This window comes from Pseudomonas sp. TE3899 (genome assembly GCF_056279105.1).
Genome location: NZ_JBWBQR010000001.1, coordinates 362,655 through 383,880, shown reverse-complemented (window position 1 = coordinate 383,880; position 21,226 = coordinate 362,655). Strand labels below are relative to the sequence as shown.

The window sequence follows — 21,226 nt, the reverse complement described above, 5'->3', positions numbered from 1 at the left end:
CGGGAAACCCACGGACAGTTGCGTAAAAGTTCGAGCGGTACAGTCGCGGCTTAGCTTGGACGACCGTGCAGGTGTACGGCACGTTCGGCGTTCATCTCGCCCTGGCTATCGAAACCGAATGACTTCTGTGGCTGGCCGAGCAGCGCGGCTTTTTTCGCGTGGTATTCGTCGAAGGACAACCCTTGGCGGTTCAAGGTTTCCAGCGCCAATTCCTTGGTTTCTTCAGCGGTATAGGGCCGCAATTCCGGTGAAACATGGCTGGCACATCCGGCGAGAACAGAAACGGCGAGGAGCAAGGAAACAGTGAGTAAGCGGTTCATGGGGAGCGTCCTGACAAAGTTGTGTTTGGCGATGGGTGAAGGCTACGCCCGGCCAGGGTCTGGCAGAAATCAACGCTCTCGATAGTGGGTATCAGGATCAAACGCCCGCATCTCACATATTCAATAAAGATCTATAAATATCTTTTAATGATCTTTTACGGAATAACAGAGAGCCTTTATAACAACAACATCGCTGCACCCACTGTTGCCCACGCAACTGTTTGCCTGGCAACAGTCATTCAACAAACAGCCCTGCCAATCGCACAGTTTGCGTCGATCACGGCGCTCAAAGCCCCGGAAAACGGGGCTCCGAAGGATTGGTACAGGTCTTGCTCAAGCCCAGTGACTCTTCACTGCTCCCTGAGCAACTGTTTAAAAAGGAACTGATCATGTCGCGTCCATTGAAAGTCGTTGCCCTCTCCGGCGGTACCTGGCGTCCGTCCCGCACCCTGGTGCTGACCCAAGCGCTGTTGGCCGAACTCGGTGAACAGTTGCCGATCGAGAGCAAGCTGATCGAACTGGGCGACATCGCCCGACCACTGGGTGCGGCGCTGGCCCGTCAGGAACTGAGCGCCGAGGTCGAAGCCGAGCTGCAAGCCATCGAAAGCGCTGATTTGCTGATCGTCGCCGCGCCGGTTTACCGCGGTTCCTACCCCGGCCTGCTCAAGCACCTGTTCGACCTCATCGACCTGAATGCGCTGATCAACACCCCGGTGCTGTTGGCGGCTACCGGTGGCAGCGAACGTCACGCGCTGGTGCTCGATCATCAACTGCGTCCGCTGTTCAGTTTCTTCCAGGCCCTGACCTTGCCGATTGGCGTCTACGCCACCGAAGCCGATTTCTCGAATTACCAAATAACCAGTGAGCCCTTGAAGGCCCGCATTCGTCTTGCTGCAGAACGCGCCGCGCCGCTGTTTGGTGTGCACCCCAAAAATCTGCTGAAAATCGCTTAAGGATCTCTTCATGGATGTTTTCTGGTTTCTGCCGACCCACGGCGACGGCCATTACCTGGGCACCACCCAGGGCGCCCGCCCGGTGACGCTCAACTATTTGAAACAAGTGGCCCAGGCCGCCGACAGTCTTGGCTACCACGGTGTACTGATTCCCACCGGCCGCTCCTGCGAAGACTCGTGGGTGATTGCCTCGGCGTTGGTGCCGTTGACTGAACGTCTGAAATATCTAGTGGCGATCCGTCCCGGGATTATCTCGCCGACGGTATCGGCGCGCATGGCTGCCACCCTGGATCGACTGTCCAACGGCCGTTTGCTGATCAACGTGGTGACCGGCGGCGATCCGGATGAAAACCGGGGCGATGGGATCTTCCTCGATCACAGCGAACGCTACGAAGTCACCGATGAGTTCCTGCAGATCTGGCGTCGCGTGCTGCAAGGCGAGTCGGTGGATTTCGAAGGCAAACACCTGCAAGTGCAGAACGCCAAGGCGTTGTATCCGCCGGTGCAGAAGCCTTATCCGCCGCTGTACTTCGGCGGTTCGTCGGAAGCGGCCCATGAACTCGCCGCCGAGCAGGTGGACGTGTACCTGACCTGGGGCGAGCCACCGGCCGCCGTGGCGGAAAAACTCGCCGATGTGCGTGAACGTGCCGCACGCAATGGGCGCACGGTGAAGTTCGGGATTCGCCTGCATGTGATCGTGCGCGAGACCGCCGAAGAGGCATGGAAAGCCGCGGACAAACTGATCGAGCACATCAGCGACGAGACTATCGCCGCCGCGCAGAAATCGTTCTCGCGCTTTGATTCCGAAGGTCAGCGACGCATGGCGGCGTTGCACGACGGGCGTCGCGACAACCTGGAAATCGCGCCCAACCTGTGGGCCGGTGTCGGCCTGGTGCGCGGCGGCGCCGGGACCGCGTTGGTGGGCGATCCGCAGCAAGTGGCGGCGCGGATCAAGGAGTACGCGGACCTGGGGATCGAGAGTTTTATCTTCTCCGGCTATCCACACCTTGAAGAGGCGTATCGCTTTGCCGAGCTGGTGTTCCCGCTGTTGCCGGAACCGTACGCGAGCCTGGCCGGACGCGGTGTGACCAACCTCACCGGGCCGTTTGGCGAAATGATTGCCAATGATGTGCTGCCGACCAAAGCCACGGCCTGACCGCCACGCCTGATCGTTCCCACGCTCTGCGTGGGAATGCAGCCCGTGACGCTCCGCGTCACTGGACGCGGAGCGTCCCCAGAGGCATTCCCACGCAGAGCGTAGGAACGATCGGTCTCCAGAAATAAGGAATCCCCCGCGTGACGGCCAAACCACAAAGCGCCCTGCTCTCCCCCTTGCACACCGCTCGCCAACTGGCAGCTGAGTTTGCCCTGACCGCCGTTGAGCGCGACGAACGTGGCGGCACGCCCAAAGCCGAGCGTGATGCCCTGCGCCACAGCGGTCTGCTCGCGCTGAGCATTCCCACCCAGTACGGCGGCCTCGGCGCCAGCTGGAGTGAAACCCTGACCATCGTGCGCGAGTTCGCCAAGGTCGACAGCTCCATCGCGCATGTCTTCGGTTTTCATCACCTGATGCTCGCCACCGTCCGGCTGTTCGCCAAGCCCGAACAGTGGCAGCCGTGGTTCGAACAAACGGCGCGCAAGAACTGGTTCTGGGGCAACGCCCTCAACCCGCTGGACACCCGCACCGTGGTGAAAAACCTCGGCGGCTGGCGCGAGTTTTCCGGCAAGAAAAGCTTCTGCTCCGGCGCCAGCGATTCACAAATGCTGATCGCCTCGGCGGTGGATGAAAGTGCCGGCGGCAAGCTGTTGATCGCCGCAATCCCCAGCGGTCGCAGCGGCATCACCCTGCACAACGACTGGAACAACATGGGCCAGCGCCAGACCGACAGCGGCAGCGCGACTTTCGAACGGGTGCGGGTCGAAGAGTCGGAATTGCTCCTCGATCCCGGCCCATTGAGCACGCCGTTCGCCTGCCTGCGGCCATTAATCGCCCAGCTGACTTTCACCCATTTGTTCCTCGGCATCGCCGAAGGTGCCTTCGAAGAAGCGCGGCAATACACCCTGACCGAAACCCGGCCCTGGCATAAATCCAGCGCCCAGGATGTGCGCGAAGACCCGTATGTGCTCGCCCATTACGGCGAATTCTGGGTCGCCCTTGAAGGCGTCCGCCTGTTGGTGGAACGCGCCGCCGACCTGCTCGACAAGGCCTGGGCCAAAGGCCCCAATCTCAGCGCCGAAGAGCGCGGGCATCTGGCAACCGCCATCGCCACGGCCAAGGTCGCCGCCACCCGCAATGGCCTGGAACTGTGCAGCCGTCTGTTCGAAGTGACCGGCGCGCGCTCGACTCACGCCTCGCTGCGCCTGGATCGCCACTGGCGCAACCTGCGCACGCAAACCCTGCACGACCCGGTGGATTACAAACTCCATGAACTGGGTGATTGGGCGCTGAACCAGTCCCTGCCGATTCCGACTTTCTATTCCTGACCTTCTCTTCATGGAGCCTGCCATGCAACTGCTGACCCTACCGCCCTCGCCCGCCCTCGCCACGTCGATCCGCGCCACCGCGCAGGTGTTCGAAGACCCGAAATCCCAGGCCTTGCTCGCGCATTTGCAACAGGTCGCACCGAGTGAAGCCAGCGTGCTGATCATCGGTGAAACCGGCACCGGCAAGGAGTTGGTGGCGCGGCATATCCACAACCTCAGCGCCCGGCGCAACCGGCCATTCGTGGCGGTGAACTGCGGTGCGTTCTCCGAATCTCTGGTGGAAGCCGAGTTGTTCGGCCACGAAAAAGGTGCCTTCACCGGAGCCCTGAGTGCCAAGGCTGGATGGTTTGAAGAGGCCGACGGCGGCACCTTGTTCCTCGATGAAATCGGCGATTTGCCGATGGCGATCCAGGTCAAGTTGCTGCGGGTGTTGCAGGAGCGGGAAGTGGTGCGCCTGGGCTCGCGCAAGAGCATTCCCATCGACGTGCGGGTGCTGGCGGCGACCAATGTGCAACTGGAGAAAGCCATCAACGCCGGGCATTTCCGCGAAGACCTGTATTACCGCCTCGACGTGGTCAGCCTGGAGTTGAGCCCCTTGCGCGACCGCCCCGGCGACATCCTGCCCCTGACCCGGCATTTCGTCGAAGCCTACAGCCAGCGCCTCGGCTACGGCACCATCACCATCAGCAAAGAGGCCGAGCTGAAACTGCGCAGCTACAGTTGGCCGGGCAACATCCGCGAACTGGAAAACGTCATTCACCACACCCTGCTGATCTGCCGTAACGGCGTTATCGAACGGGATGACTTGCGCCTGTCGAACATGCGCATCGAGCGTCAGGACGATCACCACGGCACGGTCGACGATTCACCGGAAGCCTTGCTCGACCGGGCGTTTCAAAAGCTTTTCGAGGAACAGGCCGGGGCGCTGCACGAAAAGGTCGAAGACGCCCTGCTGCGCGCGGCGTATCGCTTCAGCCATTACAACCAGGTGCACACCGCCGCATTGTTGGGATTGAGCCGCAACGTGACCCGCACGCGCTTGATCAAGATCGGCGAACTGGCGGTGAACAAGCGCCGCCCCACGGAGAACGTGCAGGGCGAGCGCTTGATGCAGTTGTCGATCTAACTCACTAGGTTGCAGTGCAGCGCGTCGTCATGGCTGCGCTCCAGGCTGTGCAACACCTGGAATGAGCCGAAGGTCACGGTTTTCGCCTGATGGGCGCGGATCAGGTGCCAGAAATCCTGCTCGCCGCTTTCAAAGCGCTGGAACGCGGCTTCCCCGGCCTCCCGGGATTGCCATTGCAAGTAATTGAGCACCCGCCGGCCGTCGTCGCTGGCCTGGATGCTCGCGCTCAAGAAGCCGCTGAAATCCTGGGCCAGGCGCTCGGTCTGAGCGGACAGCGCCGACACCAGCGCGGGTTGTTGATGCGGCTCGATCTCGAATTCGATCAGTTGGGTGAAACTGCGGTTTTTCGCTGACGTTGGCATGAATAGTCCCCACTCACCTTGTAACCGGATCTTGCGATCCGAAGGCCTGCAGGGTAAAACCTCTAGTTAACTAGAGGTCAAGAGGCTTTTTTTAAATGGTTACCCCGGAAAACCTGCACAAGGAACTGACCGTCGGCCAAGTCGCCACCCGCAGCGGCGTGGCCGTGACCGCCCTGCACTTCTATGAAACCAAGGGCTTGATCAAAAGCCATCGCAACCAGGGCAACCAGCGCCGCTATCCGCGGGAAGTGTTGCGCCGAGTGGCGTTGATCAAGGTCGCGCAACGGCTGGGGATTCCGTTGGCGGAGATTGCCGAAGCGCTGCAATCATTGCCGGACAACCGCGCGCCGACGGCGGCGGACTGGCAGGTGTTGTCGGCGCGGTGGAGCCGGGATCTGGATCAGCGGATTCAGCAATTGACCTTGTTGCGGGACCGGCTCAATGGCTGCATTGGCTGTGGGTGTCTGTCGATGGAAGCGTGTCCGTTGCGCAACTTTGGCGATGTGCTCGGGGAGCAAGGACCTGGGGCGCAGCTGCTGGAGTGATCGTTCCCACGCTCCGCGTGGGAATGCAGCCCGGAACGCTCTGCGTCCCTTGAGGCATTCCCACGCAGGCCATGGAAACGATCATTTAGAACCCCGGCGCAATCTGCCCTTTATAGCGGGTCAGAATGAACTGCCGTTCCGGGAGGTTAAACGGCGTTAAAGGTGGCAAACCCTGGCAATCTGCTGCTTCGCTGTTGATGGCTGAACAGTGGCGCTGCTGCTCGTCGGGCACTCGGTATCGGCGGTAGCCCTGACCTATAGTTATCCGACCGGAAACCGGCGAAGGAACACCTTCAACTCACAACAACAAGGGAGAACCGTTATGAGCGTCCAACCCATTCCAGAGGGTTATCACAGCATCACCCCCTACCTCGGCATCCAGAAAGCCGCCGAGGCCATCGAGTTCTACAAAAAAGCCTTCAACGCCATTGAAGTGATGCGCCTGAGCATGCCCGACGGCGGTATCGGCCACGCCGAACTGCGCATCGGCGACTGCCCGATCATGCTCGGCACGCCGTGCGATCAAGGACCGCTGAGCAACCCGGACAGATCACCGTCCGTGGGGCTGCACCTGTATGTGACCGATGTCGACAAGTCCTACAAACAGGCGATTGCCGCCGGGGGCACGGTGGTGTCCGAGGTCAAGGATCAGTTTTATGGCGACCGCTCGGGGACCTTGAAGGATCCCTATGGGCACTTGTGGTTCCTGGCGACGCGCAAGGAGGATCTGACCCAGGAGCAGATTGAGCAACGGGCCAAGGAGATGTTTCAGCAGGGTTGAGCACCATGATCGTTCCCACGCTCTGCGTGGGAATGCCTCCACGGACGCTCCGCGTTCGGCTTTGGAGGGACGCGGAGCGTCCCGGGCTGCATTCCCACGCAGAGCGTGAGAACGATCAACGCATTCGCAGATTTCAGGGCCGCTTCGCAACCCAACGGGGGCAAGCCCCCCCCCGCCACAGGTGGTTCTACACACTTCATGAACAACCGCCCCACGCTTTGCGCCTTGCCGTAGCCGCCGAACAATTTCAGGATGCAGGCAACTACAACAAGGAGTCATTCCCCATGTTCGCCGGATTCCTGAAAGACCAGCGCCACGTCAACGGCGTGGACATCGCCTACCGCATCGGCGGCACCGGCCCGGGCTTGCTGTTGCTGCACGGGCACCCGCAGACCCACGTCATCTGGCACAAGATCGCCGAGCAACTGGCCGAGCATTTCACCGTGGTCGCCGTCGACCTGCGGGGCTACGGCGACAGCGGCAAACCGCCGGCCAACGACCACCACACTAACTATTCCAAACGGGAAATGGCCAAGGACGGCGTCGAACTGATGAAGTCCCTGGGCTTCGAGCAGTTCTCGGTGCTGGCCCACGACCGTGGCGCCCGGGTTGCCCATCGCCTGGCGCTGGATCACCCCGCCGTCGTGCAACGCATGGTGCTGCTGGATATCGCGCCGACCCTATCGATGTACGCCCAAACCAACGAAGCCTTCGCCCGCGCCTACTGGCATTGGTTCTTCCTGATCCGCCCGGCGCCGTTGCCGGAAACCCTGATCGAGGCTGATCCCGAATCCTACCTGCGCAGCGTGATGGGCAGCCGCAGCGCCGGGCTCAAGCCGTTCACCGCCGAGGCGTTCGGCGAATACCTGCGCTGCCTGAAGTTGCCCGGCACCGCCCGGGGGATCTGCGAGGACTACCGCGCCAGCGCCGGCATCGACCTTGATCATGACCGCGCCGACCTCGACGCCGGCCGTCATTTGAACCTGCCCTTGCTGGTGCTGTGGGGCGCCGAAGGCACCGTCGGCCGTGGCTTCGAGCCGCTGAAGGAATGGCAACTCGTCGCCACCGACGTGCGCGGTAAAGCGCTGCCCGCCGGCCATTACATCGCCGAAGAAGCCCCCGAACTGTTGCTCGCCGAGGTCCTGCCTTTCCTGCGCTGACACCCGCCACAGCCTGACCTGAATCCACCTCCCATCGCGGGCCTTAACGGGCCCGCGCGGGATCGTCATGCCCAAAAACCGTCTCGAGATAATAAAAATGACAATCAGAAAACTGCTGGGAACCCTCTATGTGCAGGTGCTTATCGCCATCGCGATGGGCATTGTGATCGGGCATTACTGGCCGCAGATCGGCATCGACCTCAAGCCGTTGGGCGACGGTTTTATCAAGCTGATCAAGATGATCATCGGCCCGATCATCTTCTGCACCGTGGTCTCCGGGATCACCAGCATGCACGACGTGAAACAGGTGGGTCGGGTCGGCGGCAAGGCGCTGTTGTATTTCGAAGTGGTGTCCAGCATCGCGTTGTTGATCGGCTTGCTCGCCGCCCATGCGTTGCATCCGGGCGCGGGTTTCAACATCGACGTGAAGACCCTCGACACCTCGGCCATTGCCGGTTTTGTTGGCCAGGCGCAACACGGCGAAGGCGTGACCGGGTTTCTGCTGCATGTGATTCCCACCACGTTTTTCGAGGCGTTCTCCCAAGGGGAAATCCTGCCAGTGCTGTTCGTTTCGGTGCTGTTCGGCATTGCCCTGGTGATGGTCGGGGAAAAGGCTCGGCCGCTGGTGGGCATCATCAATCAGGCCAGCGAGGTGTTTTTCCGCATCGTCGGCATCATCAGCCGCGTCGCGCCCATCGGTGCATTTGGTGCGATTGCGTTCACCATCGGCAAGTACGGTCTCGGCTCGCTGCTGCCGTTGCTGAAGCTGATCGGCACCTTCTATCTCACCGCGTTTATCTTCGTCGTCTGTGTGCTGGGCAGCATCGCTCGTTATGCCGGGTTCAGCATTTTCAAGTTGCTGGCATACATCAAGGCTGAGTTGTTGATTGTGCTCGGCACCAGTTCTTCGGAATCGGCGCTGCCGCAGTTGATCCAGAAACTGGAAAGCCTCGGTGCGTCGAAAGGCGTGGTGGGGATCGTCGTACCGACCGGCTACACCTTCAACCTCGACGGCACCAACATCTATATGACCCTGGCGGTGTTGTTCCTCGCTCAAGCGACCAATATCGACCTGACGCTGGAGCAGCAACTGACCTTGCTGGCGGTGGCGATGCTCACTTCCAAAGGCGCGGGCGCAGTGGTCGGTGCCGGTTTTGTTGCATTGGCGGCGAGCCTGGCGGTGGTGCCAACGGTACCGGTGGCGGCGATGGTGCTGATCCTCGGCGTGGACCGCTTCATGGCGGAATGCCGATCCCTGACCAACATCATCGGCAACGCCGTGGCAGCCTTGGTGGTCGCCGCGTGGGAAGGTGAACTGGACCGCAGCAAAATGACGCCGATTGCCCTCAAGCGTGGGCGACATGCCCGGGCGGCCGCCAACGTTACCGCTGAATAAATCCTGCAAACGGCGATGCTATGCTGGCGGCTCATGCCGCCAGTGCTCGTTCTGCCATGACCCTCAAGAAAGACACCGTGCCCCTACCCGAAGACCTGCGAGTCCTGCTCACCGTCATCCGCAAAAACGGTTTCGCCGCAGCCGCCGATGAGCTGGGGCTGTCCCCTGCTTATGTCAGCAAGCGCATCCAGATTCTCGAAACCACCCTCGGCACCCGCCTGCTGCATCGCACCAGCCGGCGCATTGCGCTGACCGAGGACGGCGAGCGGGTGCAGCGCTGGGCCTTGCGCATTCTCGATGACTTCCAGCAACTGCAAGACGAACTCTCCGACGCCCACGACAGCCCTCGTGGGCGCCTGCATGTGTGCAGCAGTTTCGGTTTCGGCCGTAACCATGTGGCGCCGGCCGTGTCGCTGTTGGCCGAGCGTTATCCGGAACTGGAGATTCGCCTGGACCTGTTCGACCGGGTGGTGGACATCGTCAGCGAAGGTTTCGACCTGGAGATCCGCGTCGGCGATGACATTCCCGGCCAGCACATCGGTCGGCGGCTGGTGAGCAACCGGCGCGTGTTGTGCGCGGCCCCCGGTTACCTGCAACGCCACGGCACACCGCAGACCCTGGCGGATCTGGAGCAGCATCATTGCCTGGTGATCAAGGAGCGCGACAACGCGTTCGGCATCTGGAACCTGGAGCGCGACGGGGTCCAGGAAAGCGTGCGGGTCAGCGGGCCGTTGTCGTCCAACAACGGCGAGATTGTCTTGCAGTGGGCACTGGATGGGCGCGGGGTGTTGTTGCGCTCATTGTGGGATGTGAAGCCGTTGCTGGAGCAAGGCCGGCTGGTGCAGGTGCTGGCGGATTACACCCAGAGTGCGAATGTGTGGGCGGTGTACCCGACGCGGTTGGCGTATTCCGGGAAGTTACGCGCGTGTGTGGAGTTTTTGCAGGCGCATTTCAAAGAGCTGTCGGTTTGAAGTGCGGTGAATGGGCGGGCCTCTTCGCGGGCAAGCCTCGCTCCAACGGTTCAACGTGGACCGTGTAGGAGCGAGGCTTGCCCGCGAAAACGATGTCAGCCCAACCAGGGATTCGCAGCCAGATGCTCACGCTCAAAGGCTTTGATTTGCTCGCTGCGCTGAAGGGTACTGCCAATGGCATCAAGCCCCAGCAACAACGCGGTCTTGCGCAAGGTATCGATTTCGAACGGGATGACCTGGCCATCGCTCAAGCGAATCTGCTGCGCCTCCAGCTCGATGCTGATTTGCGCACTGTCCGGCTGGCTAACAACCCGCCCCAGCCGCTGCACCACCGCCTCGTCCACGGTAATCAGCAACACCCCGTTGCGCTGGCAATTGTCATAAAAGATCCCGGCAAAGCTTGAGCCGATCAGCGCGCGAATGCCCATCTGTTTCAACCCCCAGACCGCGTGTTCCCGGCTCGATCCGCAGCCGAAATTCGGCCCGACCACCATAAAACTCGCGCCCTGCCACGCCGGCTGGTTCAACACGAACTCAGGATTAGGCGATCCGTCCGGCAAAAACCGCAGGTCGAAAAACAACCCACGATCCAGCCCTGCGCGGTCGATGCCCTTGAGGAATTGCTTGGGCATGATCACGTCGGTGTCGATGTTGGCTGCGAGCATCGGCGCGGCTTTGCCGCTGACGTGGGTGAAGGGTTGCTGGCTCATGTGCGATCTCCAAAATGACGGATGTCGGTCAGGCGCCCGGTGATCGCGGCGGCGGCGACCATCGCCGGGCTCATCAGGTGGGTGCGGGCTCCGGCGCCCTGGCGGCCTTCGAAATTGCGGTTGGTGCTGGAGGCGCAGCGGTCGCCGGGTGCCAGCACGTCGTCGTTCATTGCCAGGCACATCGAGCAACCGGACTGGCGCCATTCGAACCCGGCCTCGATAAAGATCGCCGCCAGCCCTTCAGCTTCGGCCTGATCGCGCACTTCGGTGGAACCGGGCACGATCATCGCCCGCACATGCTCGGCCACGTGTTTGCCGCGCACCACGCTGGCGGCATCGCGCAGATCTTCGATGCGCGCGTTGGTGCAGGAACCGATAAACGCATGGCTGATGACGATCTCGCTCAGGGGCATGCCGGCTTCCAGGCCCATGTAGGTAAGGGCGCGGCGCATGTCCTGGCGCAGGATCAGGTCGCTGACATCCTGCGGGTCCGGGACGCGAGCGCCGATGGGTGAGGCCTGGTCCGGGCTGGTGCCCCAGGTGACCATGGGTTCCAGAGAACTGGCATCGACTGAAACTTCACGGTCGAACTGCGCATCTGCATCGCTGTGCAGGCTTCGCCATTGCTCGACGGCGCGATCCCACAACTCGCCTTTTGGGGCGCGAGGTTTGTCCTTGAGGTAGGCGAAGACTTTTTCGTCCGGGGCCATGAATGCGCCTCGGGCACCCGCCTCTACCGCCATGTTGCAGATGGTCATCCGCGCTTCGACGCTCAAGGCATCGATGGTCGAGCCGCGAAATTCGATGGCGTAGCCGGTGGCACCCGATGCGCCGATCTGGCCGATGAGCGCCATGATCACGTCCTTTGAGGTCAGCCCGGTACCCAATTCGCCTTCGACGCTCACGCGCATGCTTTTCAGGCGTTTGTAGACCAGGGTCTGGGACGCCAGCAGGTGTTCGATCTCCGAGGTGCCGATGCCGAAACCGAAGGCCCCGAGAGCGCCATAGGTGGTGGTGTGGCTGTCGCCGGCGGCGATGACCATGCCCGGCAGGATGAAGCCCTGCTCCGGGGCGATCACGTGCTCGATGCCCTGGCGTTTGTCGAGGATGTCCAGCAACTCGATGCCGAAGTCCCGGCAGTTTTCCGCCAGGTACGACACCTGCCGCGCCCCGCCGGCATCCGGCATCGCAGCGACGCGTACCGGGGCCGTGGGGTTGACGTGATCGACCACGGCCAGCGCGGTGTCCGGGCGCCACACAGCGCGCTTGGCTTCGCGCAAACCGCTGAAGGCTTGGGGGCTGGTGTATTCGTTGATGACCTGGCGATCGATGTACAACAGGACATGGCCCTGGTCATCGAGGCGGCACACCGTGTGGGCGTCGATGTGTTTGTCGTAGAGGGTTCTGGCTCGGGTCATGGAGGTGCTCGCTCGGGGGACGTCTGGGTTCCATCTTAAGGAGCGGGGGTTGGGCATCAATGGCCGCAGAGTGATGGCTTGGAACATGGATCGTGTTGGATGAAGGAGGGCTGCGATCTTTTCCCACGGTCTACCCCACTCCCAAACTGCAATACGAAACATTTACTTTCATATCACCCTTCGGGATTTCCGTTGCTCATCCGTCTTATGTAGATGCAGTCAGGCCGCGTAGGCAAAAGCCACGGCCTGGCCTTTCAGGGGTCACCGTGCGACGAAGCCCGTGGCAGAGGCCCTCTCATCGAAACAAGACCTTTAATCATGTCGAAGAAATCCCGTTCCAAACTCTGGTTTCTGGTGCATAGCTGGCTGGCGCTGCCGATCTGGTTTTTCGTGCTGATCGTCTGCGTGACCGGCACCCTGGCCGTCGTCAGCCAGGAAATCGTCTGGCTGGCCAACCCGCAAATGCGCGCCAGCCCACCGTCGGACGATGCGCCGCTGCTCAGCTACGACCAGATTCTGGCGGCCATGAAAAAAGCCGAGCCGCAAACCCTGGTCCAGGCCATCAGCCGTCCCGATGAATCGCATTTTGCCCTCGACGTTGACGTCAGCTACCCCGACGGGCGCTCGGTGACGGTGTACGTCAACCCGTACAGCGGCGTGATCCAGGGTGTCGCGCCGGAGTTCAACTTCAAGGCCTTCACCCGCGCCTTGCATGGCTGGTGGCTGGTGCCGTTCACCAATGGCTACAGTTGGGGCTGGTACCTGGTGTCGTTCCTCGGCTTGCCGCTGCTGGTTTCACTGATTACGGGGCTGGTGGTCTACAAGAAGTTCTGGAAGGGTTTCCTGCGCCCGACGTTACGCATTCGTCACGGCGCGCGGATTTTCTGGGGCGACTTTCACCGCCTCAGCGGGATCTGGTCGATCTGGTTCATCGCCGTCATTTCCATCACCGGCACCTGGTTCCTGATTGAGGCCATGCTGTTCGACAACCAGGTGTCCATTTCCAGCGCACAAATCATTCCCGCCATGGCCCGTGAAGCCGTGCCGCTCTCGCCGGACGGTACGCCACCCGCGCAGATCGACATTGATCGCGCGATTGAAATCGCCATGCAGAAAATACCGGGGCTGGAGGCCAGTTTTGTCAGCCTGCCGGGCAACGCCTATAGCCACCTGGATGTGGGGGGACGTGGTTGGTATCCGCTGATGTTCCAGACCGCGACCATCAACCCGTACAACGGTGAAATCGCCGCCTCGCGGTTGATCTCGGACCGCAGCACGCTGGAGTTCGTCACCGAATCCATGCGCCCGTTGCACACCGGGGATTTCGGCGGCCTGTGGATCAAGCTGATCTGGTTTTTCTTCGGTCTGGTGCTGAGCATGATGGTGCTCAGCGGCCTGCTGATCTGGACCAAGCGCACCGCCCTCGCTACCGCCAATGCGCTCAAGCGCAGCCACAAGAAACAGCGCAGCGCCACGGCGCCAGTCAACCGCGAAACGTCGGAGGCCAGCCTGTGAGCAAAATCACTGCAGCCCCAACACCCTCGCGCCTGAGCGTGCTGTGGCACAAATGGCGTTTCCACTTGAACATCCTGTTGCTGCTGATCCCGCTGGGTTTCATGCCCAAGTACTTCAGTGACGCCGCGTTGTTTCGCGGTGACAGCGGCCTCGGCGAACGGGAAATCGGCGAAATCCAGGTCGGCCCCTGGAGCCTGCGCCTGGCCGAGTTGCGCAATGAAGCGCCGCGCCGCGATGGCCCGGCCGGCTACATGAAAGGCTTCAATGCCGCGCTGTGCGATGCCTGTATCGAGCCGGTCAAGGCCACCTACCTGCGCATCGGCAAACCCCGCAGCCTGCGCGCCGCCGGGGTGATTTTCTTCGGCACGCCATACCGCATGGGCGCCTCGGTGCCGGTGCCGGAAAAAACCAAAGCCGACGCCGAGCTGTGGATCACCATGGAAGGCTGGGACGGCAGCATGCACCAGGCCTCGATCCCCCTGAGCCAGGCATCCCTGGCCACCATCGCCTGGCTGAACCAACAAGGAGGCAAACCATGATCAACCTTTTTCGACCTCTACGCGTCGCACTGCTGGTACTCGGTGCCGGTTTCAGCGCCCATGCCCTGGCCCACAACCCGATGTGCGAGTGCAAGGCCATCGACGCCGAGCAGATCAAGTGCACCGGCGGTTTCTCCGACGGCAGCGGTGCGCCGGGGGTGACGCTGGATGTGATCGGCTACGACGAAACCATTCTCGTGCCGGGCAAGCTCGGTGCCGATTCGACCGTGGTCTTCAAGAAACCCGCCGCCGAGTTCTACGTGCTGTTCGACGCCGGCCCCGGCCACGTGGTCGAGATCGACCAAGCCGACATTGAGGCACCGTGAACATGAGTACGCCCACCACCCAACTCGTGCGCCCGGCCGGTGCCGGTCATGAAACCCTCTACGTGTTGCTGTTGTGCCTGATGATCCTTGGGGTTGCCGGCTCGGTGGTTGCCTGGCGCCACGAGTCCCAGGAAACGAGCAGCGTCAGCAGCCATCAACTGGATGCGCGCCGCGACCTGAGCGCCTCCGAACAAGGCATCTACGCCGACCTGCGAGTGACCCTGGACGAGATTCACCTGCTGCGCCAGGAGCAAACCACGCTGCCTACTCCCGAAGCCCTGGCCGATGAAGGTTTTGCGCCGTTTGCCCAGGACGCCAGTTCGGTCAGTCGCGGCGGACATGCCTGGCAGTTGCTCGATGCCAAGGCGTATTTCGGCCAGAGCCAGACGCCGACCGTGGCCGGTTCATTCCTGATGCGCCTGACCGCTGACGATGATGCGCCGGACGTCTGGCTCAATCGCGGCGAAGCCCTCACGACGCCGACCGACCTGACTGACGCCGCGCTGGAAAGCGCCGGCTGGCAGCAGATCGTCGCGCAATTCGATGCCGGCGTGACCCGCCAGCACCGGCACTGACCCCTCGCCATCACCCGAGAGAAGACCGCTTTCCCATGCCTATTTCATCGCTTCGTTCTTTCTCGCGCCTGATCGTGGTTGGCGTGCTGGCTTGCCTGCTGACGCCACTGGCCAGCGCCGATCAGGCCAAGCGCCTGCGCATCGGCATCACCCTGCACCCTTATTACAGCTACGTGGCCAATATCGTCGGCGACAAGGCCGAAGTGGTGCCGCTGATTCCGGCCGGTTTCAATCCCCACGCCTACGAACCCCGGGCCGAAGACATCAAGCGCATCAGCGGGCTCGACGTGATCGTGCTCAACGGCGTGGGCCATGACGACTTCGCCGACCGCATGATCGCCGCCAGCGAAACCCCGAACATCCCGGTGATCGAAGCCAACGAAAACGTGCCGCTGCTGGCCGCCACCGGCACCGCCGCCCGGGGTGCCGGCAAGGTAGTCAACCCGCACACCTTCCTGTCGATCAGCGCCTCGATTGCCCAGGTCAACAACATCGCCCGGGAACTGGGCAAGCTCGACCCGGACAACGCCAAGACCTACACCCAGAACGCCCGCGCCTACGGCAAACGCCTGCGGCAGATGCGCGCCGACGCCCTGGCCAAACTGACCCAGGCGCCGAACGCCGAACTGCGAGTGGCCACGGTCCACGCGGCCTACGACTACCTGCTGCGCGAGTTTGGCCTGGAAGTCACCGCCGTGGTCGAGCCGGCCCACGGCATCGAACCGAGCCCGAGCCAGTTGAAAAAGACCATCGATCAACTGCGTGAACTGGACGTGAAGGTGATCTTCTCCGAGATGGATTTCCCCTCCACCTACGTCGAGACCATCCAGCGTGAATCCGGGGTGAAACTGTATCCGCTGTCGCACATTTCCTACGGCGAATACACCGCCGACAAATACGAAAAGGAAATGACCGGCAACCTCAACACCGTGGTACGGGCGATTCAGGAGTCCGGCGCATGACCGCTCAAGAAAACCTGGCGCTACAAAGCGCCGGCCCGACCCTGGATTTCGCCGACGTCAGCCTGACCCTCGGGCGCACGACGATCCTCGACCAGGTGACCTTCCAGGTCCAGCCCGGCAGCGTGCATGCGCTGGTCGGCCCCAACGGCGGCGGCAAGAGCTCGCTGATCAAGACCTTGCTCGGGCAAATGCCCCATCAGGGTCGCTTGAGCCTGCAGTGGCCCGACGCGCCCGGCACCATCGGCTACGTGCCGCAAGCGCTGGAGTTCGACCGGGGCTTGCCGATGACCGTCGACGATTTCATGGCCGCCATGTGTCAGCGGCGCCCGGCATTTCTCGGCTTGAGCAAGCATTACGCGGCAGCGATTGGCGAAGCGCTGGAGCGGGTCGGCATGCAGGACAAACGCAAGCGGCGCATGGGCGCGTTGTCCGGCGGTGAGCGCCAGCGCGTGTTGCTGGCCCAGGGGCTGATCCCGGCGCCGCAATTGCTGGTGCTCGACGAACCGATGTCGGCGCTGGATGAAGCCGGGATTCAGGTGTTTGAACGGCTGCTGGGCGACTGGCGCCAGAGCGGCATCACGGTGCTGTGGATCGAGCACGATCTGGAAGCAGTCGGGCGTCTGGCGGATCGGGTCACCGGGCTCAATCGCCGGGTGCTGTTCGACGCCACGCCGAAACAGGCACTGACCCCGGAGCGTTTGCTGACCCTGTTTTCGACCCATCCACGGAGCGCGGCCTGATGAGTTATGAAGCCTTTCGCTTGATGGTCCAGGGCTGGGCCTCTGCGGGTTATCTGCCGGAGGCGCTGGCCTATGGATTTGTGGTCAACGCGCTGCTCGCCGGGCTGTTGATCGGCCCGGTGCTCGGTGGTCTGGGTACGCTGGTGGTGGTCAAGCGCTTCGCGTTTTTCTCTGAGGCGGTGGGTCACGCGGCGCTGACCGGCGTGGCCATCGGCATCCTGCTCGGCGAACCCTACACCGGGCCGTATGGCAGCCTGTTCGGTTATTGCCTGTTGTTCGGCATCCTGCTCAATTACCTGCGCAACCGTACCGGCCTGGCGCCGGACACGCTGATCGGGGTGTTCCTGTCCGTATCCCTGGCGTTGGGCGCGAGCCTGTTGTTGATTCTGGCGGGCAAGATCAACGTGCACATTCTGGAGAACGTACTGTTCGGTTCGGTGCTGACGGTCAACGGCAATGATTTGCTGGTGCTGGCGATTGTCGGTTCGCTGGTGATGGCCCTGGCCCTGCCGCTGTACAACCGCATCATGCTCGCCAGTTTCAACCCGCAACTGGCGGCGGTGCGTGGGGTGGCGGTCAAGACCCTGGATTACCTGTTCGTGATTCTGGTGACGTTGATCACCGTCGCGGCGGTGAAGGTAATCGGCGCGATTCTGGTCGGTGCGTTGTTGGTGATCCCGGCAGCGGCGGCGCGGTTGCTCAGTCAGTCGTTGAAGGGTTTCTTCTGGTGTTCGGTGGCGATCGCCACGGTCAGCACGTTGTGCGGGATTCTGGCGCCGATTGTGTTCGACCTGCCCATCCCGTCCGGCGCCGCAATCATTCTGGTGGCCGGTATCGCCTTCGCCCTGTCCGCCATTGCGCGCGGCGTCGTTCCAAGCCTGAAAGGGAATCTCGGATAAATGACTTTTAATCTGCGTCAACTGACCCTGGCCATGGCCCTGTGCGGCGTGGTCCACACCGCTTTTTCGGCGGACAGCGCCAAACCGTTGCGGGTGCTGGCGTCCTTGCCAATCACTTACGGCTTGGGCGAAGTCTTGCTCAAAGGCACCGACGTCAGCCTCGAACGGGCCGCACCGGACAATCTGCCCGGCAGCCGCCAGACCGCTTACTTCACCGGACGCGGCGCCCCGGCGCTGGCCAAACTGGCGACCGACGCGGATGCGGTGATCGGCCTGCGCTCGCTGTGGGCGGATGACCCGCTCTACCCCATCGCCCGGCGCAGCAATATCCGCATCGTCGAAGTCGACGCCGCGCGCCCGGTGGACGGTGCCCTGCCCGGCATCGCCGTACAACCGGGTAACAAGGTCGATGGCTTGAACAGTCAGCCATGGTTTTCCAGCAACAACATGGGGCGCATGGCGGACGTGATGGCGGCGGATCTGGTGCGTCTGGCGCCGACGGCCAAACCGAAAATCGAAGCCAACCTCGCCACGCTCAAGCAGCGTTTGCTCAAGCTCAGCGCCGACAGCGAAGCGCGCCTGGCCAGTGCCGATAACCTGACGGTGCTGAGCTTGAGCGATCACGTCAGCTACCTGATCGGCGGGCTCAATCTGGAACTGGTCGGCCTCGATGCCCGGCCGGATGCCGAGTGGACACCCGAAGCGCTCAAGCAACTGGGCGCAACGCTCAAGGGCAATGATGTGGCGGTGGTGTTGCATCATCGCCAACCGTCAGAGGCGTTGAAAGCGGTGATCAGCGAGGCCGGGAGTCGGTTGGTGGTGTTAAGTACCGATGGGGTCGATCCAGTGGCCGAACTGGAAGGGAATGTGGATTTGGTGATCAAAGGATTGAGCGGCGCATAACCCTGCAGGAGCGAGGCTTGCCCGAGAAGGCGGCTTCACAGACAACACAAATCCCGAACCTGAAAAACGGACGCTCCGCGTTCGGCTTTGAAGGGACGCGGAGCGTCCCGGGCTGCATTCCCACGCAGACCATGGGAACGATCATGCGTCCTTCTGTAGGAGCGAGGCTTGCCCGCGAAGGCGGCCTCACAGACAACACAAATCCCGAACCTGAAAATGCCCGCTGACCTTCTCGGTCCAGCGGGCTTCTCGTTCCCACGCTCTGCGTGGGAATGCCTCAACGGACGCTCCGCGTTCGGCTTTGAAGGGACGCGGAGCGTCCCGGGCTGCATTCCCACGCAGAGCGTGGGAACGATCATGCGTCCTTCTGTAGGAGCGAGGCTTGCCCGCGAAGGCGACCTCACAGTCAACATAAATCCCGAACCTGGAAAAGCCCGCTGACCTTCCCGGTCCAGCGGGCTTCTCGTTCCCACGCTCTGCGGGGGAATGCCTCAACGGACGCTCCGCGTTCGGCTTTGAAGGGACGCGGAGCGTCCCGGGCTGCATTCCCACGCAGAGCGTGGGAACGATCATGCGTCCTTCTTTAGGAGCATGGGAACGATCATGCGTCCTTCTGTAGGAGCGAGGCTTGCCCGCGAAGACGGCCTCAAAGACAACACAAATCCCGAACCTGAAAAAGCCCGCTGATCTTCTCGGTCCAGCAGGCTTCTCGTTCCCACGCCGAGCATGGGAACGATCACAAAAAAAACCGCTGACCGTTACCGGTTCAGCGGTTTTTTATGCGCAGTGACTTTAGTGAGCCACAGCCGCTTGCTCATCCATCTTCTGGCGCAAGCTCAGCGGACGCATGTCGGTCCAGGTCTCTTCAATGTAGGCCAGGCACTCTTTCTTCAAACCGCTCTTGCCCACGGTACGCCAGCCTTGTGGCACGGCTTTGTAGTCGGGCCAGATCGAGTATTGCTCTTCGTGGTTGACCACGACCTGAAAGAGGATGTCCTCGCGGTCGAATACTGACGTCATGGTGTGTCTCCATCGCTGTAGGGGTGGGCTGCACGGCGTGTGCAGCCGGTATGTAGAAGGAACGTTCGGGGCCGCGGAAAATTTAGAGCGTGGCGGTGGCCGCCGCCAACGCACGGCCGAAAATCTCTGCGACGCGGTCGATTTCGGCAGCGGTGATCACCAGCGGCGGCAAGAAACGCACCACCGCCCCGTGGCGACCGCCCAGCTCCAGGATCAAGCCGCGCTTGAGGCATTCGCGCTGCACCAGCGGTGCCAGACGCCCGAACGCCGGCGGATGGCCTTGCACGTCCGGGATGCCGCTCGGGTTGACCAACTCGACGCCGAGCATCAAGCCGCGACCGCGAATATCCCCCAGTTGCGGGAAGTCCCGTTGCAGGATGCGCAGGTGTTCGCTCAGGCGTTCGCCCATGGCAGCGGCGTGGGCGCAGACATTGTTGTCTTTCAGGTAACGCATCACCGCGGAGCCGGCGGCCATGGCCATCTGATTACCGCGGAAGGTCCCGGCGTGGGCGCCCGGCAGCCAGGTGTCGAGCCAGTCACGATAGACCACCACCGCCAACGGCAGGCTGCCGCCGATGGCCTTGGACAGCACCACCACGTCCGGAATGATCCCGGCGTGTTCAAAGGCAAACATTTTGCCGGTGCGGCCAAAACCGCTCTGGATTTCATCGACGATCAGCGCCACGCCGGCCTGCTCGGTGATGCGCCGCAAACCGCGCAGCCAGTCGAGATCCGCCGGAATCACCCCGCCCTCGCCCTGCACCACTTCGACGATCACCGCCGCCGGCAATTGCACGCCAGCCTCGGGGTCGTTGAGCAGGTTTTCCAGGTAGTTGAGGTTGACCTGTACACCCTGCGCGCCGCCGAGGCCGAACGGGCAGCGGTAGTCGTAAGGGTACGGCATGAATTGCACGCCGCTGCTGAGCAACGCGCCCAAGGGCTTTTTCGGCCCCAGGCTGCCCATCAGGCTCAGCGCACCCTGGCTCATGCCGTGGTAACCGCCCTGAAATGACAACACGGTGCTGCGTCCGGTGGCGGTGCGCACCAGTTTCAGCGCGGCTTCCACGGCATCGGTGCCGGTGGGGCCACAGAACTGGATCTTCGCTTGGGCGGCCAACGCGGGCGGCAGCAAGCCAAACAGATCCTGAACGAATTGATCCTTGACCGGCGTGGTCAGGTCGAGGGTGTGCAGCGGCAATTCATCGGTCAGCACTCGCTGGATCGCTTCGATCACCACCGGGTGGTTGTGCCCCAACGCCAGCGTGCCGGCACCGGCCAGGCAATCGATAAAACTGCGGCCTTCGACGTCTTCGACGTAAATGCCCTTGGCACGCTTGAGGGCCAGGGGAATCCGTCGCGGGTAGCTGCGGGCGTTGGATTCCTGCTGGCTCTGACGGGCCAGCAACGGCGATTCGTTGAACTGGTAAAGCGTCTCGGCAGGCGTCGGGGCGACCCGGACCGGCTGATCTTCGATAAGGCTGGTAGCGACTGACATCTCTCGACCCCTCAATACGCTGTGAA

The 21,226-nt window shown here is 62.2% G+C and carries 23 protein-coding genes; 17 read left to right on the top strand and 6 right to left on the bottom strand.

Annotation, left to right across the window (positions count from 1 at the left end; genetic code table 11):
* Window positions 1–50 precede the first annotated feature (50 nt).
* Window positions 51–320 carry a hypothetical protein gene (locus tag ACZ89E_RS01815; RefSeq protein ID WP_476254705.1) on the bottom strand — a complete coding sequence of 90 codons (270 nt, stop codon included), beginning with the start codon at window positions 318–320 and terminating at the stop codon, window positions 51–53.
* Between the two features lie 389 nt (window positions 321–709).
* Between ACZ89E_RS01815 and msuE the strand changes: the two genes are divergently transcribed.
* From msuE to ACZ89E_RS01795, 4 genes are all read left to right on the top strand, one after another.
* On the top strand, window positions 710–1,273 hold the full coding sequence (gene msuE, locus ACZ89E_RS01810) for an FMN reductase (protein ID WP_169373807.1): 564 nt from the start codon (window positions 710–712) through the stop codon (window positions 1,271–1,273).
* A gap of 10 nt (window positions 1,274–1,283) precedes the next feature.
* The gene (gene ssuD / locus ACZ89E_RS01805; protein WP_123409526.1) at window positions 1,284–2,429 is read left to right on the top strand and encodes an FMNH2-dependent alkanesulfonate monooxygenase; all 1,146 of its coding nucleotides are present in this window, start codon (window positions 1,284–1,286) and stop codon (window positions 2,427–2,429) included.
* Window positions 2,430–2,569: 140 nt separating this feature from the next.
* Window positions 2,570–3,757, top strand: a complete 1,188-nt coding sequence (locus ACZ89E_RS01800) for an acyl-CoA dehydrogenase family protein (RefSeq protein WP_476254704.1) — start codon at window positions 2,570–2,572, stop codon at window positions 3,755–3,757.
* Between the two features lie 22 nt (window positions 3,758–3,779).
* Window positions 3,780–4,883 (top strand): sigma-54 interaction domain-containing protein, encoded by a 1,104-nt coding sequence (locus ACZ89E_RS01795; protein WP_123409524.1) that lies wholly within the window; start codon window positions 3,780–3,782, stop codon window positions 4,881–4,883.
* On the opposite strand, the gene ACZ89E_RS01790 is transcribed toward ACZ89E_RS01795, so the two are convergent.
* The gene (locus tag ACZ89E_RS01790; protein ID WP_133840633.1) at window positions 4,880–5,245 is read right to left on the bottom strand and encodes an antibiotic biosynthesis monooxygenase; all 366 of its coding nucleotides are present in this window, start codon (window positions 5,243–5,245) and stop codon (window positions 4,880–4,882) included. The genes ACZ89E_RS01795 and ACZ89E_RS01790 overlap by 4 nt on opposite strands.
* A 95-nt stretch (window positions 5,246–5,340) precedes the next feature.
* On the opposite strand from ACZ89E_RS01790, the gene soxR reads away from it, so the two are divergent.
* The 5 genes from soxR to ACZ89E_RS01765 all read left to right on the top strand — a co-directional run bounded on the left by soxR (window position 5,341) and on the right by ACZ89E_RS01765 (window position 10,098).
* On the top strand, window positions 5,341–5,790 hold the full coding sequence (soxR, locus tag ACZ89E_RS01785) for a redox-sensitive transcriptional activator SoxR (RefSeq protein ID WP_149661778.1): 450 nt from the start codon (window positions 5,341–5,343) through the stop codon (window positions 5,788–5,790).
* Window positions 5,791–6,112: 322 nt separating this feature from the next.
* Window positions 6,113–6,571 carry a VOC family protein gene (locus ACZ89E_RS01780; protein ID WP_149661779.1) on the top strand — a complete coding sequence of 153 codons (459 nt, stop codon included), beginning with the start codon at window positions 6,113–6,115 and terminating at the stop codon, window positions 6,569–6,571.
* 284 nt (window positions 6,572–6,855) lie between these two features.
* Window positions 6,856–7,731, top strand: a complete 876-nt coding sequence (locus ACZ89E_RS01775) for an alpha/beta fold hydrolase (RefSeq protein WP_476254703.1) — start codon at window positions 6,856–6,858, stop codon at window positions 7,729–7,731.
* A 97-nt stretch (window positions 7,732–7,828) separates the two neighbouring features.
* On the top strand, window positions 7,829–9,127 hold the full coding sequence (dctA, locus tag ACZ89E_RS01770; RefSeq protein ID WP_476254702.1) for a C4-dicarboxylate transporter DctA: 1,299 nt from the start codon (window positions 7,829–7,831) through the stop codon (window positions 9,125–9,127).
* 20 nt (window positions 9,128–9,147) lie between these two features.
* Complete coding sequence (locus ACZ89E_RS01765; RefSeq protein WP_149661783.1) at window positions 9,148–10,098, top strand: LysR substrate-binding domain-containing protein; 951 nt, start codon at window positions 9,148–9,150, stop codon at window positions 10,096–10,098.
* Between the two features lie 95 nt (window positions 10,099–10,193).
* Here the strand turns inward: ACZ89E_RS01765 and leuD are convergent, their stop codons facing one another.
* A complete protein-coding gene (gene leuD, locus ACZ89E_RS01760; protein ID WP_476254701.1) occupies window positions 10,194–10,808 on the bottom strand; it encodes a 3-isopropylmalate dehydratase small subunit in 615 nt (204 codons plus the stop codon).
* On the bottom strand, window positions 10,805–12,226 hold the full coding sequence (gene leuC / locus ACZ89E_RS01755) for a 3-isopropylmalate dehydratase large subunit (protein WP_476254700.1): 1,422 nt from the start codon (window positions 12,224–12,226) through the stop codon (window positions 10,805–10,807). The genes leuD and leuC overlap by 4 nt, the downstream gene beginning before the upstream one ends.
* 318 nt (window positions 12,227–12,544) lie before the next feature.
* Here leuC and ACZ89E_RS01750 point away from each other — a divergent pair, with 318 nt between their 5' ends.
* Genes ACZ89E_RS01750 through ACZ89E_RS01715 form a run of 8 tightly spaced genes read left to right on the top strand, consistent with a single transcriptional unit; the run spans window position 12,545 to window position 18,685 of the window.
* A complete protein-coding gene (locus tag ACZ89E_RS01750; protein ID WP_476254699.1) occupies window positions 12,545–13,741 on the top strand; it encodes a PepSY-associated TM helix domain-containing protein in 1,197 nt (398 codons plus the stop codon).
* Window positions 13,738–14,280 carry a thiamine pyrophosphate-binding protein gene (locus tag ACZ89E_RS01745; RefSeq protein WP_476254698.1) on the top strand — a complete coding sequence of 181 codons (543 nt, stop codon included), beginning with the start codon at window positions 13,738–13,740 and terminating at the stop codon, window positions 14,278–14,280. Before ACZ89E_RS01750 ends, ACZ89E_RS01745 begins: the two co-directional genes overlap by 4 nt.
* On the top strand, window positions 14,277–14,606 hold the full coding sequence (locus tag ACZ89E_RS01740) for a hypothetical protein (RefSeq protein ID WP_149661788.1): 330 nt from the start codon (window positions 14,277–14,279) through the stop codon (window positions 14,604–14,606). Before ACZ89E_RS01745 ends, ACZ89E_RS01740 begins: the two co-directional genes overlap by 4 nt.
* A 2-nt stretch (window positions 14,607–14,608) precedes the next feature.
* Window positions 14,609–15,181, top strand: a complete 573-nt coding sequence (locus ACZ89E_RS01735; protein ID WP_149661789.1) for a DUF6162 family protein — start codon at window positions 14,609–14,611, stop codon at window positions 15,179–15,181.
* Window positions 15,182–15,216: 35 nt separating this feature from the next.
* The gene (locus ACZ89E_RS01730) at window positions 15,217–16,143 is read left to right on the top strand and encodes a metal ABC transporter substrate-binding protein (protein WP_149661790.1); all 927 of its coding nucleotides are present in this window, start codon (window positions 15,217–15,219) and stop codon (window positions 16,141–16,143) included.
* Window positions 16,140–16,883: a metal ABC transporter ATP-binding protein gene (locus tag ACZ89E_RS01725; protein ID WP_149661791.1), complete on the top strand. Its 744-nt coding sequence runs from the start codon at window positions 16,140–16,142 to the stop codon at window positions 16,881–16,883. The genes ACZ89E_RS01730 and ACZ89E_RS01725 overlap by 4 nt, the downstream gene beginning before the upstream one ends.
* Complete coding sequence (locus ACZ89E_RS01720; protein ID WP_133838194.1) at window positions 16,883–17,782, top strand: metal ABC transporter permease; 900 nt, start codon at window positions 16,883–16,885, stop codon at window positions 17,780–17,782. Before ACZ89E_RS01725 ends, ACZ89E_RS01720 begins: the two co-directional genes overlap by 1 nt.
* Window positions 17,783–18,685, top strand: coding sequence for a metal ABC transporter substrate-binding protein (locus ACZ89E_RS01715; RefSeq protein ID WP_476254697.1), 903 nt, complete (start codon window positions 17,783–17,785; stop codon window positions 18,683–18,685).
* 792 nt (window positions 18,686–19,477) lie between these two features.
* Here ACZ89E_RS01715 and ACZ89E_RS01710 read toward each other — a convergent pair.
* Window positions 19,478–19,705: an MbtH family protein gene (locus ACZ89E_RS01710; protein ID WP_057713869.1), complete on the bottom strand. Its 228-nt coding sequence runs from the start codon at window positions 19,703–19,705 to the stop codon at window positions 19,478–19,480.
* A gap of 82 nt (window positions 19,706–19,787) precedes the next feature.
* Window positions 19,788–21,200: a diaminobutyrate--2-oxoglutarate transaminase gene (locus tag ACZ89E_RS01705; protein ID WP_476254696.1), complete on the bottom strand. Its 1,413-nt coding sequence runs from the start codon at window positions 21,198–21,200 to the stop codon at window positions 19,788–19,790.
* Window positions 21,201–21,226 lie beyond the last annotated feature (26 nt).

Bases quoted from the DNA above. Each gene is read 5' to 3' on its own strand.
- ACZ89E_RS01815 (WP_476254705.1), bottom strand. From the start codon at position 320: ATGAACCGCTTACTCACTGTTTCCTTGCTCCTCGCCGTTTCTGTTCTC.
- msuE (WP_169373807.1), top strand. From the start codon at position 710: ATGTCGCGTCCATTGAAAGTCGTTGCCCTCTCCGGCGGTACCTGGCGT.
- ssuD (WP_123409526.1), top strand. From the start codon at position 1,284: ATGGATGTTTTCTGGTTTCTGCCGACCCACGGCGACGGCCATTACCTG.
- ACZ89E_RS01795 (WP_123409524.1), top strand. From the start codon at position 3,780: ATGCAACTGCTGACCCTACCGCCCTCGCCCGCCCTCGCCACGTCGATC.
- ACZ89E_RS01790 (WP_133840633.1), bottom strand. From the start codon at position 5,245: ATGCCAACGTCAGCGAAAAACCGCAGTTTCACCCAACTGATCGAATTC.
- soxR (WP_149661778.1), top strand. From the start codon at position 5,341: ATGGTTACCCCGGAAAACCTGCACAAGGAACTGACCGTCGGCCAAGTC.
- ACZ89E_RS01780 (WP_149661779.1), top strand. From the start codon at position 6,113: ATGAGCGTCCAACCCATTCCAGAGGGTTATCACAGCATCACCCCCTAC.
- ACZ89E_RS01775 (WP_476254703.1), top strand. From the start codon at position 6,856: ATGTTCGCCGGATTCCTGAAAGACCAGCGCCACGTCAACGGCGTGGAC.
- dctA (WP_476254702.1), top strand. From the start codon at position 7,829: ATGACAATCAGAAAACTGCTGGGAACCCTCTATGTGCAGGTGCTTATC.
- ACZ89E_RS01765 (WP_149661783.1), top strand. From the start codon at position 9,148: ATGCTGGCGGCTCATGCCGCCAGTGCTCGTTCTGCCATGACCCTCAAG.
- leuD (WP_476254701.1), bottom strand. From the start codon at position 10,808: ATGAGCCAGCAACCCTTCACCCACGTCAGCGGCAAAGCCGCGCCGATG.
- leuC (WP_476254700.1), bottom strand. From the start codon at position 12,226: ATGACCCGAGCCAGAACCCTCTACGACAAACACATCGACGCCCACACG.
- ACZ89E_RS01750 (WP_476254699.1), top strand. From the start codon at position 12,545: ATGTCGAAGAAATCCCGTTCCAAACTCTGGTTTCTGGTGCATAGCTGG.
- ACZ89E_RS01740 (WP_149661788.1), top strand. From the start codon at position 14,277: ATGATCAACCTTTTTCGACCTCTACGCGTCGCACTGCTGGTACTCGGT.
- ACZ89E_RS01735 (WP_149661789.1), top strand. From the start codon at position 14,609: ATGAGTACGCCCACCACCCAACTCGTGCGCCCGGCCGGTGCCGGTCAT.
- ACZ89E_RS01730 (WP_149661790.1), top strand. From the start codon at position 15,217: ATGCCTATTTCATCGCTTCGTTCTTTCTCGCGCCTGATCGTGGTTGGC.
- ACZ89E_RS01725 (WP_149661791.1), top strand. From the start codon at position 16,140: ATGACCGCTCAAGAAAACCTGGCGCTACAAAGCGCCGGCCCGACCCTG.
- ACZ89E_RS01720 (WP_133838194.1), top strand. From the start codon at position 16,883: ATGAGTTATGAAGCCTTTCGCTTGATGGTCCAGGGCTGGGCCTCTGCG.
- ACZ89E_RS01715 (WP_476254697.1), top strand. From the start codon at position 17,783: ATGACTTTTAATCTGCGTCAACTGACCCTGGCCATGGCCCTGTGCGGC.
- ACZ89E_RS01710 (WP_057713869.1), bottom strand. From the start codon at position 19,705: ATGACGTCAGTATTCGACCGCGAGGACATCCTCTTTCAGGTCGTGGTC.
- ACZ89E_RS01705 (WP_476254696.1), bottom strand. From the start codon at position 21,200: ATGTCAGTCGCTACCAGCCTTATCGAAGATCAGCCGGTCCGGGTCGCC.